Source organism: Klebsiella sp. 64, assembly GCF_018223915.1.
In the GTDB taxonomy this organism is placed as follows: domain Bacteria; phylum Pseudomonadota; class Gammaproteobacteria; order Enterobacterales; family Enterobacteriaceae; genus Klebsiella; species Klebsiella pneumoniae.
The window spans coordinates 35720-52721 of the sequence record NZ_JAGRQZ010000011.1; the positions used below are offsets into that span (position 1 = coordinate 35720).

Here is a 17002-nt window from a genome sequence, read left to right on the forward strand (position 1 = left end):
GGAGGGAGGCCAGTTATTTTTACGCCAGATAAAACACTTCTTTGAGCTCCGCGCTCAGCGGGCTGTTGTCCGGGTTGCTGGGCATCACCTCGCGCATGTATTTCCACCAACGCTGGCATACTTCCGTGCTGGCGACCGCTTCCCAGCGGGCTTCCGATTCAATCTCCACCGTCGCGAACAGGAGATGGCGTTCTTTATCGAGATAGATGGCGTAGTGGTGCGCGCCGTGCGCTTTCAGCACTGCTTCCAGCTCTGGCCAGATGGGGTTATGGCGGCGCTGGTACTCCTCGTGCGCGTCGGGGTTCACCTGCATGACGAAGGCTTTACGGATCATAAGGCCTCCAGATAGAGCTCGCGAACCTCATCGCGGCTGGCGGGGCGCGGGTTACACGGCGCGCATGGGTCGGCCAGCGCTTTATCCAGCCAGCCTTCGATATCGGCTTTGCTGACGCCAAGCTGGCTAAAACCCTGGGGGATCCCTACGCGTTTGCTCAGCGTGCGGATGGCATTGATGGCCTCCATGCTGGCAGCTTCATCGCTCATGCCGCGAGTATCGACGCCCATCGCCTCCGCCACGCGGGCAAAGCGCGCCACCGCGTTCGGGCGGTTAAAGTTTTCGATGATCGGCAGCAGGATGGCGTTGCATACCCCGTGCGGCAGGTTGTGGGTGGCGCCAGGCTGATGGGCCAGGGCATGTACCAGCCCGAGGCCGGCGCTGTTGAACGCCATGCCCGCCAGATACTGGCCAAACGCCATCTGCTCGCGGGCCTGCAGATCGTGTCCATCGTCTACCGCTTTCGGCAGCCACAGGTTGATCAGGCGGATGGCTTCGAGGGCGTTGGCGTCGGTCAGCGGATGGGCGCCAACGGAGACAAAGGCCTCGATGGCGTGGGTCAGGGCATCCATGCCGGTGGCGGCGGTAACGGCTGGCGGAATGTCGAGCATCACGCTGGCGTCGTCGACGGCGATATCCGGGATCAGGTTCGGGTCGATAATCACCTCTTTCACCTGCCGCTCGCTATCGATAATTACCGCGTTGCTGGTCATCTCCGCCGCCGTGCCGGCGGTGGTGTTGATGGCCACCAGCGGCACGCCAGCGTTTTTCACTTTGCCGACGCCGGAGTAGGCGGTGGAGGGGCCTGGGTTGGCGGTGAGGATTTTTATCGCTTTGGCGGTATCAATCGGGCTACCGCCGCCGAAGGCGATCAGGTAATCGCAGCGGGCCGCCTGGTAAGCCGCATAGCCTTGCTGCACCAGCGCTTCGGTGGGGTTGGGGAATACCTCGTCAAATAGCTGATAAGCCATCTGCTGTTCATCCAGCGCGGCGAACAGGCTGTCCAGCAGGCCCAGCTTCACCAGCTGACCGTCGGTGACGATCAGCGCCTTGCCCCACTGTTTGCCCGCTACCAGCTTGACCATATCACCGATCGCGCCTGCGCCGTGGAGGCTGATTTTAGGTAGTGCCAACATAAAACTCATGATAATTCTCCTTAATGTTGATTTTGGGAAATCCGTTTCCCCTCACCCCGACCCTCTCCCGCAGGGAGGGGGCCAGGGTGAGGGGGAAATTAACATCGTCTTCGCTGCATCATCCGCCGGGTAATAATCGGCAGGGAGATCACCACGATCAGCATGGCGCCGATAATCACCGACATCACGATGCCGGGGACGTTCAGCAGGCTCAGGCCGAAGGTCACCAGCCCCATCAGAAAGGCGGCGATGATCACCCCGGGCATGCTGCCGGAGCCGCCGAGAATATTGACGCCGCCGAGCACCGCCATGGTGACAACCGCCAGCTCCCAGCCCATCGCCAGGGTGGGGCGGGTACTGCCGAGCCGTGAGGTCAGCAGGACCGCCGCCAGCCCGGCCATCAGCCCAACCAGCGCGAACAGCACCAGGTTATGACGCTTAACGTTGATCCCAGAGAACCAGGCGCCGGTCGGGTTATTGCCGATGGCGTAGGTCCGGCGACCAAAGTTGGTTTTATGCAGCAGGAAGGTGAAGGCGGCCGCGAGGAGGATAAATAGCGCAAACTCAAAAGAGAGCGCCCCCCACACGTACCCCTGGCCGAACCAGGCAAAGCTCTCCGGATAGTGATTGAGTGCCTGATCGCCCAGCAGGATATAGGTGATGCCGCGATACAGGCTCATGGTGCCGATGGTGATCACAATGGACGACAGGTTAAAGCGGGTCACCAGCAAGCCGTTGAACAGGCCGCACAGCAGACCTACGCCCAGGCCGATGACCACCAGCAGCGGAGTGTCCATCCCCGCCGCCGCGCAGAAGCCCATCACCGTTGAGCTGAGCGCCATCGTCGAGGCTACCGACAGATCGATTTCCCGGGCGATAATCAGCATCGCCATCGGCAGGACGACGATCGCCTTCTCGGTAAAGGTAAAGGTGGCGTCCGACAGGTTCCAGATATTGAGGAAGTACGGGGAAGCCACGGCGTTGCCGATAAATACCGCCAGGGTGACCGCCAGTAAAAACCCTTCCCAGCACAGCAGGCGGCGCAGCGGCGACGGCGCGGCCGGGGCGTTTTTCATCTCTTCAGATACCATCATTTTGCTCATGATTTCACCGCCTGTTTCTGTCGGGCTAACGCCGCGTTGCGCAGGATTAACCGCCCGTGACCGCGATTGCCGCGCTCGTTGAGCAGCACCGCCATGACGATCACCGCCCCGGAAATCGCCATCTGCCAAAAGGGCGAGATGCCGATCACTGGCAGGGCGTTATTGATGACCCCGAGGAACAGCGCGCCGCACAGGCAGCCCAGCACCCGTCCGCTTCCGCCCATGGTGCTGATACCGCCGATCACGCAGGCGGCGACCACCTGGAGTTCAAAACCGTTGGCGACGTCGACATAGGCGACGGCGAAGCGCGAGATCCACAGATAGCCGCAGAAGCCGGCCAGCGCGCCGGAGAGACAGAAGCTGACGAACTGCATTTTCCCGGCGTTAATGCCGGTGTAGTATGCCGCCGTCGCGTTGCCGCCCGCGGTGTATAAGGCCCGGCCGGTGCGGCTGTAGCGCAGGAAATAACCCACCAGCAGCAGCGCGGCGATGGCGCACCAGCTCAGTAGCGGCAGCCCCAGGAGGGGGCTGCGCGGCAGACTGAGAAAATCAGCGCTCATCTGATGTGAGTTAACCCAGCCGCCGTCAGTCAGCAGGAAGATAATGCCGCGATAAATGCTCATAGTGCCCAGGGTCACCACAATGGCGGGAATGCCGAGGCGCCAGACCAGCAGGCCGTTAATTACTCCCATCAGCAGGCCCAGCAGAGTCGCCAGCGCCAGCAGCGCTACCACCGGAATACCCGGATAGTGGGCGTTAATCAGGGCGACGATCATCCCGGTCAGCGCCAGGTTGGCGGCCATCGACAGATCAATGCCTTTGGTGAGCAACACCATCATCTGGCCGAGGGCGAGGATGATAAGGATGGCGGTATCGTTAAACATCTCCACCAGATTGCCCGGTGAAACGAACGACGGCGCCCGGCTGCCGATGGCTCCGATCATCAAAATAATGACCACCGCCAGCAGCGCTTCGCGATGTTTCAGCCATGCGTGTCCCATCATGCCGCCTCCTGGCCGATGCCGCTGGCGGCGCTAACGATGGTTTCCGCCGTCGCTTCCCCGGCCCGGTACTCGGCGACCATCAGCCCTTCGTGCATTACGATAATCCGGTCGGCCATGCCCATCACTTCCGGCAGCTCTGACGACACCATAATCACCGCCAGCCCCTGGCTGACCAGCTCGGACATAAACTGATGCACGGCGGCCTTTGAGCCGATATCGATGCCTTTGGTCGGCTCATCGAGAATGATCACCTCGGGCTGGGTCGCCAGCCATTTGCCAATCACCACTTTCTGCTGGTTGCCGCCGGAGAGGGTCTCCACCGGCTGCCGCCAGCTGAAGGCTTTTACCTGCAGGCGCGAGGCGTACTCGTCGGCCAGCCGCCATTCCCGGGCGTCGTTCAGGACGCCGTTAGGGTTGAGCTTGCTGAGCTGCGGTAAACTGATGTTCTGGGCGATAGGCAGGGCGATGATCGCTCCCTGTTTCTGCCGCTCTTCCGGCACGCAGACGATGCCCGCGCGGATGGCGTCGGCGGGCTGGTGAAAGCGCATGGTTCTGCCGTTCAGGCGGATCTCGCCGGAGGAGGGGCGCGAGACACCGGAGAGCGCCTGCATCAGCTCGGTGCGTCCGGCGCCCACCAGGCCGTAAAAGCCGAGAATTTCTCCCTTGCGCAGGCGGAAGCTGATATGGGCAAACTCGGTAGGATGACAGAGATCGGTCACCTCCAGCACCGTTTCTCCGGGTGTGCAGTCGACTTTCGGGTAGGTTTGGCTGATCGCCCGGCCCACCATCATCGACACCATCCGCTCTTCGGTGATGTCGCTTATCGCCCCGGAGCTGACGTACACCCCATCGCGCAGGATGGTGTAATAATCGGCCAGCTCGAAGATTTCATCGAACTTATGCGAGATAAACAGGATCGCTTTGCCGTCCTGCTTCAGACGCTCAACGATGTGATAAAACTCGAGGATTTCATGCTGGGAAAGCGCGGCGGTCGGCTCATCGAGGATCACCACCTGGGCGTCGAAAGCCAGCGCCCGGGCAATCGCCACCATGTGACGCTGGGCGATGCTGAGGGTTTTCAGCGTGGCTCGCGGGTCGATCTGGACTTCCAGCCGGGTGAGGATCTCGTTGGCTCTGCGGTGCATCGCCGGCCAGTCGAGCGTTTTGAGCAGTCCCTTATACAGATACTGGCCGACGAAAATGTTTTCGCTGACCGAGAGTTCGTCAAACAGCACGGTTTCCTGGTGAATGGCGGTGATCCCTACCTTATGCGCCGACTCCGGCGTTGGCAGATGAATGGGGATCGCTTTATAGAGGATCTCGCCCTCTTCGGGCTGATAAATACCGGTCATCACTTTGACCAGCGTGGATTTCCCCGCGCCGTTTTCGCCAATTAAGGCGGTCACTTTGCCGGGCCAGAGATCAAGCTGCACGTTCTCAAGGGCGCGCACACCGGGAAAAATCTTGGTGATCCCCTTCAGCGACAGCAGTGGCGTTGATGCTGACATGATAGTTCTCCACAAAAATCACCCCTCACCCTAACCCTCCCCCACAGGGGCGAGGGAACGGTCCGGCGTCCGCTGGCCGCATCGCGCAGAGGGCCAGCCGTTCCCCCTCTCCCTCCGGGAGAGGGCCGGGGTGAGGGAACAAGGATTAGAAAATTTTCGAGAACTTATCGATGTTGCTCGCATCGTAGACAAACGGCTTGGCCATCGCGCCATTCCCCTCGGCGTCCAGCTTCACTTTGCCCAGCTTGCCCATACTGGCTTCGGTTTTGGTCGCCGTGCCTTTGACTAAATCGTCGGCCAGATAGGTGGCGGCGTAGCCCAGGTCAATCGGGTTCCAGATGGCGAAGCTTTTGCTGGCGCCGGACTTGATCGCGCCGGCCATTTCCGACGGCAGCCCCAGCCCGGTGACATACACTTTGCCGATTTTGCCCTGGTCCTTCACCGCCTGCGCGGCGGCAACAATCCCCACCGACGACGGCGAGACAATGACTTTCAGGTCCGGATATGATTTCAGCAGACCCACCGCTTCGCGGTAGCTTTTATCCGACAGATCGTCACCGTAGGCGACGGTGACCAGCTGCACCGACGGATACTGCGGTAGCACCTTTTTCATCTCCTCAATCCAGATGTTCTGGTTCGTGGAGGTTGGGGTGGCGCTTAACACGGCCACCTCGCCTTTCTCAACGTTCAGCGCCTGCAGCGCATCGGCGGCAAGCTTGACGTTGGTTTCGCCAATTAAGGCGTTATTTGAGGGGTTAAGATGGATCTGACGGCCTGCCGGCGCCACGCCGGAGTCCCATGAGACCACCTTGATGCCGCGCTGCATCGCTTTTTTCAGCACCGGCACCACCGCGTCCGGATCGTTGGCGGAAATGGCGATCGCATCCACCCCCTGGGCGATCAACCCGTTCAGCACGTCGATCTGCGCCTCGGCGGTGGTAGTGGTCGGGCCGGTGTAGATCACTTTGACATCACCTAACTCCTTGGCTGCCTGTTGGGCGCCAACGTTGGCGGCTTCGAAGAAGCCATTTCCCAGCGATTTCGCCACAAGGGCGATTTTAACTTCGGCTAAGGCGGAACCGGACAACGCCAGGGCGGCAACGGTGAGGATCAAGCTTGTCTTTGTTTTCATTGCTTTTACTCCACATGAGTTAGTTTTGTAGGGTTTGCAGGTGATATTTCGCCCCGTCTCGGTGAGCGGGGCGCGATGTTGTTATGGATAAAGATCTAAAGCGGACTGTAGCGGCTGCACGTTGAAGCGTTTGCCAAGGGCGATAAGCTCGTCGCGGGTGATGGTCTGCTTCATCCCGCCCATCGACAAGACTTTCACCAGCACCTCGGCGGACTTCTCGGCGGTATCGATCAGGCCGAAGGTCTCATCCAGCGTGGGGCCGCTGCCGAAGACGCCGTGGAACGGCCACAGCACCAGCGAGTGTTTTTGCATGGTTTCGGCGGTCGCCTGGCCGATTTCATCGGTGCCCGGCACCATCCACGGCAGAATGCCGACGCCATCCGGGAAGACCACCAGACATTCGGTGCTACCTTCCCACAGCTTACGGGTGAAAAGATCGCTGTGGTTCTCCAGAACATAGGTCAGGGCGATCAGGTTGGTGGCATGGCAGTGCATGATCACCCGGTCTTTGCCGCCGGTCAGTTTGATGCGCTCGCTGTGCGACAGGAAGTGTGCCGGCAGCTCGGAGGTCGGGACGGCATCCTCCGTCAGGCCCCACAGGATATGGTATCCCGCGCCGTCGCTGTCGACCTTCACCACGCCGAGGTTAGCGGCCGGGTCGAGCTGGACGTTACGGAAGAATTTGCCGGAGCCGGTGACGATAAACGGCTGGTTGGCCAGGGTTGGCATCGGCTGGCTGAGGGCGATATAGCGCGGTTTGGCGTGGAAATCCGCCGCGTAAGGTTCGATATCCGCTTCATCCAGACGCAGCGTCAGGTTGCCGCCGTTGCGTTCGTCCCAGCCTTTCAGCCAGGCGTCGGAGGTGGCTTTGATCATGCCCTGGACGAACCAGGCGTCGATAATGGTCTGCATAGTCTTGTCTTTCCTGTTGATTCGGTGCGGGGTTGACCCCCTCACCCTAAATATGTGCGTGCCCCCGGATTGCGCCGTAAACGGCTTATCCGGGCTACCGGTTCGTAGCCCGGGTAAGGCGTCAGCCGCGACCCGGGGAAGCTCGTGCATTACCCGCGCTGGCTCAGAACCGCATTCTCATAAGCCCGTACGCTGTCCAGCCACTGGCTGCCCGCCGGCGTGTCGTGACGCTGACAGTACATCTCCCAGATGGCCTGCCACGGCAGCGATTTTTGCTCTTCGAGCAGCGCCAGGCGGGCGGTGTAATCGCCGTCGTTCTCCAGCTGGCGCAGCTGGGCGGTCGGTTCCAGCAGGGCGCGCAGCAGCGCTTTTTTCATATTGCGGGTGCCAATCACCCAGGCCGCGATGCGGTTGATGGAGGCATCGAAGAAGTCGAGGCCGATGTGCACGCGGTCAAACAGGTTATGGCGAATGATTTCGCTGGCGATGGCCTGGGTTTCATCATCCAGCAGCACCACGTGGTCGCTGTCCCAGCGCACCGGGCGGCTGACGTGCAGCAGCAGGCGCGGGATGTAGAGCATGGCGGCGGAGATCTTGTCGGAGATCACTTCCGTCGGATGGAAGTGGCCGGCATCGAGGCACAGCGCCGTCTGACGGCTGGTGGCGTAACCCATATAGAACTCGTTGGAGCCGACGGTGTAGCTTTCGGCGCCGATGCCGAACAGCTTGCTCTCCACGGCGTCGATATGGTGCGCCGGGTCGAGCTTCTCGCTGATCACCTCATCAAGGGCGTTCAGCAGCCGCTGGCGCGGGGCGAAGCGGTCAACGGTTATATCCTTCATGCCGTCCGGCACCCAGATATTCATCACCGACGGCGTGCCCAGCTGTTCGCCAAAATAAGCGGATACGCGGCGGCTGGCTTTGCAGTGGTCGATCCAGAACTGGCGGATCTCATCGTTGGCGTGCGACAGGGTAAAGCCGTCGGCGCTCAGCGGATGCGAGAAGCAGGAGGGGTTGAAATCCAGCCCCAGTTTGTTGGCTTTCGCCCACGTAACCCAGTTTTTAAAGTGCTCCGGCTTAATCTCATTGCGCGCTACCGGCGCGTCGGATTCCAGGTAAATAGCGTGCAGATTGAGACGCTTTGGCCCCGGGATCAGGCTCAGCGCCTGCTCAAGGTCGGCGCGGAGTTCTTCTGCATTGCGCGCTTTGCCCGGGTAGTTGCCGGTCGCCTGGATGCCACCGGTCAGGCTTCCCGCCGGGTTTTCGAAACCGGCGACGTCGTCACCCTGCCAGCAGTGCATGGAGACGGGCAGACGGTCCAGCTGGCGCAGGGCCTCCTCGACATCCACGCCGACGGCGGCGTAGCGCTGCTTAGCAATTTCCCAGGCTTGTTCAAGTTGAGTGGTCATGCGCAAAGCTCCTTGGTCTGTTGTGGCTGAAACTGCGCCACGAAACGGGCAATTTCACTATCAGGATTGGGGGTAAAAGTGGTGAGCGCCGCGTTGCCGCGCACTACCTGACGAAACTCATCGACATTGGCCAGCTCGTCGAGGGTCATTAACTGGATGCCGATATTGCCGAGGGTGGAGGCCTCTATCGGGCCGGCCACGACGGCGATCCCGCAGGCGTCAGCGCACAGCTGGTTGAGCAGCGTGTTCTGACAGCCGCCGCCGACGATATGCAGCTGGCTGAAGGGCTGGCCGCGCAGCGCCGCCAGCTCGTTAAGCACCCGGGCGTAGAGCAGCGCCAGGCTGTCGAAAATGCAGCGCGCCAGTTCGGCATCGCTTTCAGGAACCGGCTGCCCGGCGTCGCGACAGGCGGCCTGGATCTCGGCGCTCATACTGGCCGGGTTGATAAAGCGGTCATCGTTGCAGTCAATTATGAAGCGGCACGCCGGTAGCGCGGCGGTGCGGGCGATCAGCCCCTGCAGGTCGCTGATGTTTTGCTCTTTTAGCACCCGCTGCAGCAGCCACAGGCCCATGATATTTTTCAGCACCCGATAGCGGCCTTCGGCTCCGCCTTCGTTGGTGATATTGGCCTGCAGCGCCGCGTCGCAGGTGTACGGCGTCAGGCTTTCAAACCCCATCAGCGACCAGGTGCCGGAGGAGAGATAGGCGGCATGGCGGTCGGCCAGCGGGGAGGCGATCACCGCGCTGGCGGTGTCGTGGCTGGCGACAGCGACTACCGGAATTCGGTTACCCTGCGGGCAGATCCAGTGGCCTATCACATTGCCGGGGTGGGTCGGCTTTCCGAACCACGCCAACGGCGCGCCGGTCCAGTTCAGCAGCGTCTCATCCCAGCTATCGCTGTTAATATTGACCAGCTGGGTGGTGGTGGCGTTGGTATATTCCCAGTTCAGATTGCCGGTCAGGCGGAAGCTGAAATAGTCGGGGATCAGCAGGGCATGGGCAGCCTGACTGACCAACTCCGGCTGCTGCTCCACCAGCGCGCGCAGCTGATAAAGCGTGTTAAACGGCAAAAACTGAATGCCGCTGCGGCGATAGATTTCCGCCCGGCCCAGCTGCGCTTCAGCGTGACGCAGCAGGCCCTGGGTGCGGTCGTCACGATAGGCGATCGGCAGCCCGACGCGCTGGCCCTGCTTATCCAGCAGGACATAATCTACCCCCCAGGTATCGATGCCGATACTGTCTATCAGAATGCCCTGCTCACACACTTTCTCCAGCCCGCGGCGGATCTCGCCTTCCAGGCTATCTACATCCCAGCAGTCGAAGCCGTCTACTTTCTGCAGACTATTGGTGAAGCGATGAATTTCGCGCAGCGTCAGGGCGCGCGGCCCGGGCTGATAGCTGGCGAGCATCACCCGCCCGCTGGAGGCGCCTAAATCGACAGCGACACAATGACGAATACTCATGAAACGATCCTTCTTAAAATCATTGTCCGCAGTCTAAAAAAGGCCGTTTACTGACACCTTCTCGTTACGGACAGCCAAAACTGGCCGCTGGCAAGAAAGCAAAGGTGACCGTGAGGGACATCACAGTTTGCGGTTTTAGGGGATGGCGAGGGGGATGTGATGGCCTCCGCAGTTCCGCATCTTTCCGGCTGATTCTTGAAAAAGCGGCAGGATTTACGAATTTCGCGGTCAAAAATTGAAGGCCGGATAGCCAACCCTTCATTACTATCAGCCGGTGACTGATAATTTTTCTCATTACGAGGGTGGCATCATGACCATATTGCACAGTACGGATTTCTTTAAGGCCGGGATCTCGACGGTGGCTATTGAACCCCGCCTCCCTCAGTCGGCCTTTCCGGAACATCACCATGATTTCCATGAAATAGTTATCGTGGAGCAGGGATCGGGTATTCACGTCTTCAATGGCCAGCCCTACACCATTGGCGGCGGTTCGGTCTGTTTTATCCGCGATCACGACCGCCATCTTTACGAGCACACGGATAATCTGTGTCTGACCAATGTGCTCTATCGCGCGCCGGATGCGTTTCGCTTTCTCGCCGGGGTCAGTCAACTACTGCCCCAGGAACAGGAAGGAAACTACCCCTCGCACTGGCGGGTGAATCAAACCGTCCTGCAACAGGTGCGGCATATCGTGGCGCAGATCGAGGCCGTGGGGAGCGATACGGATACTCATGCCGTCGCCAGCCGTGAGATCCTGTTTATGCAGCTGCTGGTGCTGTTACGTAAAAGCAGCCTTGCGGAAGAGGCCACCAACAACGATGCGCGGCTGAATCAGCTGTTGGCCTGGCTCGAAGACCATTTTGCGCAGGAGATCTGCTGGGAGGAGGTGGCGGCGCAGTTTTCGCTGTCGCTGCGTACGCTGCACCGCCAGCTGAAGCAGCAGACCGGTCTGACGCCACAGCGCTATCTTAATCGGGTGCGCCTGATGAAAGCCCGCCACCTGCTGCGCCACAGCGATGAAAGCGTGACTGATATCGCTTATCGCTGCGGCTTCGGCGACAGTAACCACTTTTCGACGCTTTTTCGCCGGGAGTTCGACTGGTCGCCGCGCGATATCCGTCAGGGGCGCGACGCCATTCTTCAGTAACGCGAGAAGAGTCAACGTATTGCAGACTAAAAACGCGAATAATGCGCCGTTATCCGCGTTTGGAGTGTGAGCCGTGGCCGGTCTGATTTTACGTAAAGAGGAGTTTTTCCCTTCCGCCACACAGGCAGTGGCGGTGGCAGACCGCTACCCGCAAAATGTCTTTGCCGAACATACCCATGAGTTCTGCGAGCTGGTGCTGGTGTGGCGAGGCAACGGGCTGCACGTCCTTAACGATCGCCCCTGGCGCATTACCCGCGGCGATCTGTTCTACATTCGCGCCGAAGATAAACACTCCTATGCTTCCGTTAACGATCTGGTTCTGCAGAACATCATCTATTGCCCGGAGCGGCTGCAGCTCAATTTTGACTGGGCCGGGGCGATCCCTGGCCTCTTCGGCACGCCGTGGAAGCCCCACTGGCGCATGGGCAGCACAGGTATGGCGCAGGCGCGCCAGGTGATTAGCCAGCTTGAGCATGAGTGCGCCCGGCGCGACGCGCAGGGAAATGCGATGGCCGAACTGCTTTTTGCCCAGCTGGCGCTGACGTTGCAGCGCCATCGCTACGCGACGGATGATCCCGCGGCGACGCAGCGCGAAGCGCTGCTGGACAAACTGCTGGCCGCGCTGGCGGCCAGCCTTAGCCGCCCCTTTGTTCTGGAGCGTTTCTGCGAGCAGGAGGGCGGCAGCGAGCGGGCGCTTCGCCAGCAGTTTCGCCAGCAAACCGGGATGACCATCAATCACTATTTACGCCAGCTGCGGATCTGCCATGCGCAGTATCTGCTGCAGCATACCGAGCGCTTAATCGGCGATATCGCCATGCAGTGCGGCTTTGAGGACAGTAACTACTTTTCGGTGGTTTTTAGCCGGGAAATCGGCATGTCGCCGGGGCAATGGCGGCAGCGCAGTCGCGCCGCCGCCTGAAGAGCGTCGTTGTCAGGCAGATGATCCGGTGATTAACTGGCCATTCCCAGACCGACGATATTGGCGGCGATGATAATCACCACGCAGCCGAGGCTCAGGACGCTCACCGGACGACGGCCGGCATTGTTCCACTCCTTCAGCACCAGACCCACCACACCGCCGCACAGCACGTAGAAACTCATGTGCAGCATCCAGCTCATATAATCATACTGCGCCGGAATGCTGGCGTGGCCCCAGGCATAGAAGAAGAACTGGAGATACCACATCAGACCGCCGAGGGCGGAGAGCAGAAGGTTGCTGATGATAAGCGGTTTGGCCAGCGAGAAATCGGCTTTGACTGACAGGTTCTTCACTTTCGCCAGACGAATAAAGCAGAAGCCAAGGTTAACCAGCGCCCCGCCGCCCATAATCACCACGTAGCTTGGCAGCGCTGCGTACAGCGGGTCGACGCCGAGCGCCGCGGCGGCATCATGCATCGGTTTGGCGGCGTTCATCGCGAACGACATCCCTGCGGAGAAGATACCGCACATTACCGCCAGCAGAAGCCCTTTCTTCAGATTGAACTCTTCGGCTTTGATGCCCATTTTGCGCTCTTTCAGCTGGCCTGCGCGGGTGACGATGCCGACGCCAATCACCGCCACCAGCACGCCGAGCAGCGTCATTTGACCGCCCTGGGTGTGCATCAGCACTGCAAACTGACCGTTAATAATCGGCGTCATCAGCGTGCCGACAATCAGCGTGATGCCAATGGCGATGCCAATCCCCATCGACATGCCAAGATAGCGCATGGTCAGGCCATAGTTGATATTACCAATGCCCCACATGGCGCCGAACAGAAAGACCGGCAGCAGCGTGGAGGCGCTAAAAGAGCGGTAGTAGGCCCAGAAGTCGGGTAACAGCGTGGCGCTGATGGCCCAGGGCAGAATCAGCCAGGAGACGATCCCCCCGACCGACCACATGGTTTCCCACGACCAGTGTTTTACTTTCTTGAACGGGGCATAGAAACAGGCGGCACTGGCGGCCCCTATCAAATGCCAAAAAATACCCATCGTAATCGCGTGGTTCATTGATTTTATCCTCATCTTTTTTATCGGAGACGGCGGCTTCCGATGGGATGAGTGTAAAAATTGGCCGCTTTGGCCGCCTTCAGGACGTTGCCACAGGATGGCGAACCCTGGCAACCATGGGCTTAATTAGTTGTTCTACATCACAAAACGACGGGTATTTCTTCTGGTTATATCCATATGAAAAATACGGCATTGATAAGCATTTTCAATACCATTTAATTAACTATAATGGACAAACTGCTTACGCGGCGTTAACACTTGAGCCGCTCGACAATAATGGAGATGATTATGAGCTATACCCTGCCATCCCTGCCTTACGCTTACGATGCTCTGGAACCGCACTTCGACAAGCAGACGATGGAGATCCATCACACTAAACACCACCAGACCTACGTGAACAATGCCAACGCCGCGCTGGAAAGCCTGCCGGAGTTCGCTAACCTGTCCGCTGAAGAGCTGATTACCAAGCTGGATCAGCTGCCGGCTGACAAAAAAACCGTACTGCGTAACAACGCCGGCGGCCACGCGAACCACAGCCTGTTCTGGAAAGGCCTGAAAACCGGTACCACCCTGCAGGGCGACCTGAAAGCGGCTATCGAGCGCGATTTCGGTTCCGTGGAGAACTTCAAAGCGGAATTCGAAAAAGCCGCTGCTACCCGTTTCGGCTCCGGCTGGGCGTGGCTGGTCCTGAAAGGTGACAAACTGGCCGTTGTCTCCACCGCCAACCAGGATTCCCCGCTGATGGGCGAAGCCATTTCCGGCGCTTCCGGCTTCCCGATTATCGGCCTGGACGTCTGGGAACACGCTTACTACCTGAAATTCCAGAACCGCCGCCCGGACTACATCAAAGCCTTCTGGGACGTAGTGAACTGGGACGAAGCTGCAGCGCGTTTTGCCGCCAAAAAATAAGGTTGCATTGCGCTAAAAGAGAAGCGAGTCTGATGACTCGCTTTTTTTATATCTGTAGCAAGGAGAGCAGCCATGCATTATCCGGTGAATGTCTTTGTCGGCAAAATCAGGGACTACGTGGGCAGTCGCCCCAGCGCGATCGACAAAATCCAGGTCGACGGAGAATTGCAGCTCGGCGATCTCGGTCTCGATGGGGACCAGCAGGCGGAGAAGAAAATCCACGGCGGGCCGGACCGCGCGCTGTGTCATTATCCGCGTGAACACTATGCCGACTGGATCCGTGACTTCCCCCAGCAGGCCGAGCGGTTCTGCGCGCCGGCGTTCGGCGAAAACCTCTCCACCACCGGGCTTACCGAGCAAAACGTTTATATCGGCGATATTTTTCGCTGGGGCGAGGCGCTGATCCAGGTCACCCAGCCGCGATCGCCGTGCTTCAAGCTCAACTTTCATTTTGCGATCAATGATATGGCGCAGCTGATGCAAAACAGCGGAAAAACCGGCTGGCTGTACCGGGTGATTGCCGGAGGGCAAGTTTCCAGCGATGCGCCGCTCGAGCTGGTTTCCCGGCTGAGTGATGTCAGCGTTCATGAGGCCGGGGCGATTGCCTGGCAGATGCCGTTTGATGATGATCAGTACCACCGCTTATTGTCGGCAGCGGGCCTGTCTGTTAGCTGGAGCCGAACGATGCAGAAACGGCGTTTAAGCGGCAAGATAGAGGATAGTTCGCGGAGATTATGGGGGAAATAATCCCCCATATTAAGTATTCCCGGGATGCTCCCGGCGCAGCGCCGCACAGCGCAGGCCGGGTCGGCGTCAGGTTCGTTTATACAGCGGCAGCCAGATTGTTAAACGCAGACCACCCAGCGGGCTGTCGTCGGCCTTCACCCAGCCGCGGTGCTGCTGAATAGCGGTTTCGACAATCGCCAGCCCCAGGCCGGTGCCGCCGGACTCGCGGTCGCGCGCCTCGTCGGTCCGGTAGAATGGCCGGAAAATCTGTTCGCGATCCTCCGGGCTGACTCCCGGGCCGTCGTCATCGACGTTAACCGTAATCCCGTCTTTATCCACCGAGAAGCTGACGGAAATTTTCGTATGCGAGTAGCGCAGGGCGTTGCGCACGATATTCTCCAGCGCGCTTTCCAGCGCATTAGGGTTACCGTACAGCGGCCATGGGCCCGGCGGATACTCAACGGTGAAAGATTTCCCCATCTGCTCAGCTTCAAAGGCCGCATTGTCCAACACTTCGTTCCATAGCTGATTGGCTTTCACCGTCTCGCTGACCAGGGCGTTTTTCGCCTGATTGCGCGACATCACCAGCAGGTCGTTGATCATGCTGTCCAGCCGGTGCGCTTCAGTTTCGATACGCTCCAGCTCCTTACTCTCTCCGCTGCGGCGACGCAGCAGGGCGGTACCTAATTGCAGGCGCGTAAGCGGCGTGCGCAGCTCGTGCGAGATATCGGACAGCAGCCGCTGCTGGCTGGTCATCATCCGCTCCAGGGCCGTCACCATCTGGTTAAAACTGGCGCCAGCGGCTAAAAACTCCTGCGGCCCGGCTTCCAGCTCCGGATGCTGGCGCAGGTTGCCCTGGGCGACTTCATCGGCGGCATTTTTCAGCTTACGCGCCGGTTTCGCCAGGCTCCACGCCAGCCACAGCAGCAGCGGGGCGCTGACCAGCATCGTGACGATCAGCAGCAGCAGCGGCCGGTCAAACAGCAGGTTGATAAAGTCGGATTGTGAGGTGCTGGCGGGACGAATCAGATAGAGCTGATAGTTATCCTCCCCGTCCCGGACGGAAAACGGGCCCACCATTTCCAGGCGGCCATAGCGTTTTTTCTGCGGATGATCGGCGTTATCGGCCTGGCCGATAAAGTTACGAATGATCTGCATTTCGTTGCGTTCTGCGCCGATCACGCGGCCTTCGCTGGTCACCAGCAGCAGGCGTTGTCCCGGAGGCGCCCATTTATCGATGGCGCGAAACAAACGACGCCACCACATCAGGTCGTTTGGCGGATCGTTGGCCAGCTCGGCCTCGACGTGCTGCTCGATCATGATGCCCTGACGCTGCTCGCTTTCCAGCAGCTCGGTCATCTGCCGGGAATCCAGTTTGGGCAACATCAGCACCAGCATCAACACCAGCGCCAGCGTGAGCCAGAAGATGGCGAAGATGCGTGCAGTCAAACTTCCAATCATGAAGCGGAAACCATCAGATACCCGCGGCCACGCAGCGTTTTAAACCACGGATGGCCATCTTTGCGCTCCGGCAGCTTACGCCGCAGGTTGGAAATATGCATATCGATGGCGCGGTCGAACGGCGTCAGGCGCTTGCCTAACACTTCCTGGCTTAAATGCTCACGGGAGACTACCTGACCGAGATGCTGCGCTAACAGATAGAGCAGGGTGAACTCGGTGCCGGTGAGCTCCAGCGTCTGGCCATCGAAATTGGCTTCCTGGCGGCCCGGATTGAGGCTTAAGGCATCCACTTCCAGGGTTGGTGAGCCGGCTTCGGTCGTCTGCTGCTGCTCGCTCCAGTGGGAACGGCGCAGAATCGCGCGTATACGGGCCACCAGCTCGCGATCGTTGAATGGCTTAGGCAAATAGTCATCCGCGCCCAGCTCGAGGCCGAGAACGCGATCCAGCTCGCTTCCGCGCGCTGTTAGCATGATAACCGGAGTCTGGTGTGTCTGACGCAGCTCTTTCAGCGTATCGATACCGTTTTTCTTCGGCATCATCACGTCGAGCAGCAATAAATCAACGCTGTCGTCCAGAAGGGCCAGCGCCTGTTCCCCATCATGGGCCACCAGCACGTTAAAACCTTCCATATCGAGCAGCTCTTTTAACAGGGAGGTGAGCTCCCGGTCATCATCAACTAACAGGATTTTATTCATTGTTTAAATACCTCCGAGGCAGAAATTACGTCATCAAGGCCCGCTAATCCATGACTTTACGTTGTTTTACACCCCCT

16 protein-coding genes are annotated in these 17002 nt (G+C 59.5%); 4 read left to right on the plus strand and 12 right to left on the minus strand.

The window, feature by feature from the left end; translation table 11 throughout:
- Positions 1 to 19 precede the first annotated feature (19 nt).
- The 9 genes from rhaM to rhaB all read right to left on the minus strand — a co-directional run bounded on the left by rhaM (position 20) and on the right by rhaB (position 10001).
- Complete coding sequence (gene rhaM / locus KHQ23_RS08820) at positions 20 to 334, minus strand: L-rhamnose mutarotase (RefSeq protein ID WP_004181618.1); 315 nt, start codon at positions 332 to 334, stop codon at positions 20 to 22.
- Positions 331 to 1479 (minus strand): lactaldehyde reductase, encoded by a 1149-nt coding sequence (gene fucO, locus KHQ23_RS08825; protein WP_025368577.1) that lies wholly within the window; start codon positions 1477 to 1479, stop codon positions 331 to 333. Before fucO ends, rhaM begins: the two co-directional genes overlap by 4 nt.
- An 89-nt stretch (positions 1480 to 1568) precedes the next feature.
- Entirely contained in the window at positions 1569 to 2573 is a 1005-nt protein-coding gene (locus KHQ23_RS08830; protein WP_002882873.1) for an ABC transporter permease, read from the minus strand.
- Positions 2570 to 3577, minus strand: coding sequence for an ABC transporter permease (locus tag KHQ23_RS08835; protein WP_004181621.1), 1008 nt, complete (start codon positions 3575 to 3577; stop codon positions 2570 to 2572). Before KHQ23_RS08835 ends, KHQ23_RS08830 begins: the two co-directional genes overlap by 4 nt.
- Positions 3574 to 5085, minus strand: a complete 1512-nt coding sequence (locus KHQ23_RS08840) for a sugar ABC transporter ATP-binding protein (RefSeq protein ID WP_004150373.1) — start codon at positions 5083 to 5085, stop codon at positions 3574 to 3576. The genes KHQ23_RS08835 and KHQ23_RS08840 overlap by 4 nt, the downstream gene beginning before the upstream one ends.
- 145 nt (positions 5086 to 5230) lie before the next feature.
- On the minus strand, positions 5231 to 6217 hold the full coding sequence (rhaS, locus tag KHQ23_RS08845; RefSeq protein ID WP_002882880.1) for a rhamnose ABC transporter substrate-binding protein: 987 nt from the start codon (positions 6215 to 6217) through the stop codon (positions 5231 to 5233).
- A gap of 81 nt (positions 6218 to 6298) precedes the next feature.
- Positions 6299 to 7129, minus strand: coding sequence for a rhamnulose-1-phosphate aldolase (gene rhaD / locus KHQ23_RS08850; protein WP_002882882.1), 831 nt, complete (start codon positions 7127 to 7129; stop codon positions 6299 to 6301).
- Between the two features lie 149 nt (positions 7130 to 7278).
- A complete protein-coding gene (gene rhaA / locus KHQ23_RS08855) occupies positions 7279 to 8538 on the minus strand; it encodes an L-rhamnose isomerase (protein ID WP_004150375.1) in 1260 nt (419 codons plus the stop codon).
- On the minus strand, positions 8535 to 10001 hold the full coding sequence (gene rhaB / locus KHQ23_RS08860) for a rhamnulokinase (RefSeq protein ID WP_032435724.1): 1467 nt from the start codon (positions 9999 to 10001) through the stop codon (positions 8535 to 8537). Before rhaB ends, rhaA begins: the two co-directional genes overlap by 4 nt.
- A gap of 310 nt (positions 10002 to 10311) precedes the next feature.
- On the opposite strand from rhaB, the gene rhaS (KHQ23_RS08865) reads away from it, so the two are divergent.
- Both rhaS (KHQ23_RS08865) and rhaR read left to right on the plus strand, forming a co-directional pair.
- Entirely contained in the window at positions 10312 to 11148 is an 837-nt protein-coding gene (gene rhaS, locus KHQ23_RS08865; protein WP_002882888.1) for an HTH-type transcriptional activator RhaS, read from the plus strand.
- Between the two features lie 73 nt (positions 11149 to 11221).
- Entirely contained in the window at positions 11222 to 12067 is an 846-nt protein-coding gene (gene rhaR / locus KHQ23_RS08870) for an HTH-type transcriptional activator RhaR (RefSeq protein WP_002882891.1), read from the plus strand.
- Positions 12068 to 12099: 32 nt separating this feature from the next.
- On the opposite strand, the gene rhaT is transcribed toward rhaR, so the two are convergent.
- The gene (gene rhaT / locus KHQ23_RS08875; protein WP_002882892.1) at positions 12100 to 13134 is read right to left on the minus strand and encodes an L-rhamnose/proton symporter RhaT; all 1035 of its coding nucleotides are present in this window, start codon (positions 13132 to 13134) and stop codon (positions 12100 to 12102) included.
- Between the two features lie 288 nt (positions 13135 to 13422).
- Between rhaT and sodA the strand changes: the two genes are divergently transcribed.
- Together sodA and yiiM are read left to right on the plus strand one after the other, a co-directional pair.
- Positions 13423 to 14043, plus strand: coding sequence for a superoxide dismutase [Mn] (gene sodA, locus KHQ23_RS08880; RefSeq protein WP_002882894.1), 621 nt, complete (start codon positions 13423 to 13425; stop codon positions 14041 to 14043).
- A gap of 72 nt (positions 14044 to 14115) precedes the next feature.
- Entirely contained in the window at positions 14116 to 14790 is a 675-nt protein-coding gene (gene yiiM, locus KHQ23_RS08885) for a 6-hydroxyaminopurine reductase (protein WP_004187194.1), read from the plus strand.
- 66 nt (positions 14791 to 14856) lie between these two features.
- Here yiiM and cpxA read toward each other — a convergent pair whose 3' ends face one another.
- Both cpxA and cpxR read right to left on the minus strand, forming a co-directional pair.
- The gene (gene cpxA, locus KHQ23_RS08890; protein WP_002882898.1) at positions 14857 to 16230 is read right to left on the minus strand and encodes an envelope stress sensor histidine kinase CpxA; all 1374 of its coding nucleotides are present in this window, start codon (positions 16228 to 16230) and stop codon (positions 14857 to 14859) included.
- Positions 16227 to 16925 (minus strand): envelope stress response regulator transcription factor CpxR, encoded by a 699-nt coding sequence (cpxR, locus tag KHQ23_RS08895; RefSeq protein ID WP_002882901.1) that lies wholly within the window; start codon positions 16923 to 16925, stop codon positions 16227 to 16229. Before cpxR ends, cpxA begins: the two co-directional genes overlap by 4 nt.
- Between the last annotated feature and the right edge of the window lie 77 nt (positions 16926 to 17002).

Bases quoted from the DNA above. Each gene is read 5' to 3' on its own strand.
- cpxA (WP_002882898.1), bottom strand. From the start codon at position 16,230: ATGATTGGAAGTTTGACTGCACGCATCTTCGCCATCTTCTGGCTCACG.
- rhaM (WP_004181618.1), bottom strand. From the start codon at position 334: ATGATCCGTAAAGCCTTCGTCATGCAGGTGAACCCCGACGCGCACGAG.
- KHQ23_RS08840 (WP_004150373.1), bottom strand. From the start codon at position 5,085: ATGTCAGCATCAACGCCACTGCTGTCGCTGAAGGGGATCACCAAGATT.
- KHQ23_RS08830 (WP_002882873.1), bottom strand. From the start codon at position 2,573: ATGAGCAAAATGATGGTATCTGAAGAGATGAAAAACGCCCCGGCCGCG.
- rhaB (WP_032435724.1), bottom strand. From the start codon at position 10,001: ATGAGTATTCGTCATTGTGTCGCTGTCGATTTAGGCGCCTCCAGCGGG.
- rhaA (WP_004150375.1), bottom strand. From the start codon at position 8,538: ATGACCACTCAACTTGAACAAGCCTGGGAAATTGCTAAGCAGCGCTAC.
- sodA (WP_002882894.1), top strand. From the start codon at position 13,423: ATGAGCTATACCCTGCCATCCCTGCCTTACGCTTACGATGCTCTGGAA.
- KHQ23_RS08835 (WP_004181621.1), bottom strand. From the start codon at position 3,577: ATGATGGGACACGCATGGCTGAAACATCGCGAAGCGCTGCTGGCGGTG.
- rhaS (WP_002882888.1), top strand. From the start codon at position 10,312: ATGACCATATTGCACAGTACGGATTTCTTTAAGGCCGGGATCTCGACG.
- yiiM (WP_004187194.1), top strand. From the start codon at position 14,116: ATGCATTATCCGGTGAATGTCTTTGTCGGCAAAATCAGGGACTACGTG.
- rhaT (WP_002882892.1), bottom strand. From the start codon at position 13,134: ATGAACCACGCGATTACGATGGGTATTTTTTGGCATTTGATAGGGGCC.
- fucO (WP_025368577.1), bottom strand. From the start codon at position 1,479: ATGAGTTTTATGTTGGCACTACCTAAAATCAGCCTCCACGGCGCAGGC.
- cpxR (WP_002882901.1), bottom strand. From the start codon at position 16,925: ATGAATAAAATCCTGTTAGTTGATGATGACCGGGAGCTCACCTCCCTG.
- rhaD (WP_002882882.1), bottom strand. From the start codon at position 7,129: ATGCAGACCATTATCGACGCCTGGTTCGTCCAGGGCATGATCAAAGCC.
- rhaS (WP_002882880.1), bottom strand. From the start codon at position 6,217: ATGAAAACAAAGACAAGCTTGATCCTCACCGTTGCCGCCCTGGCGTTG.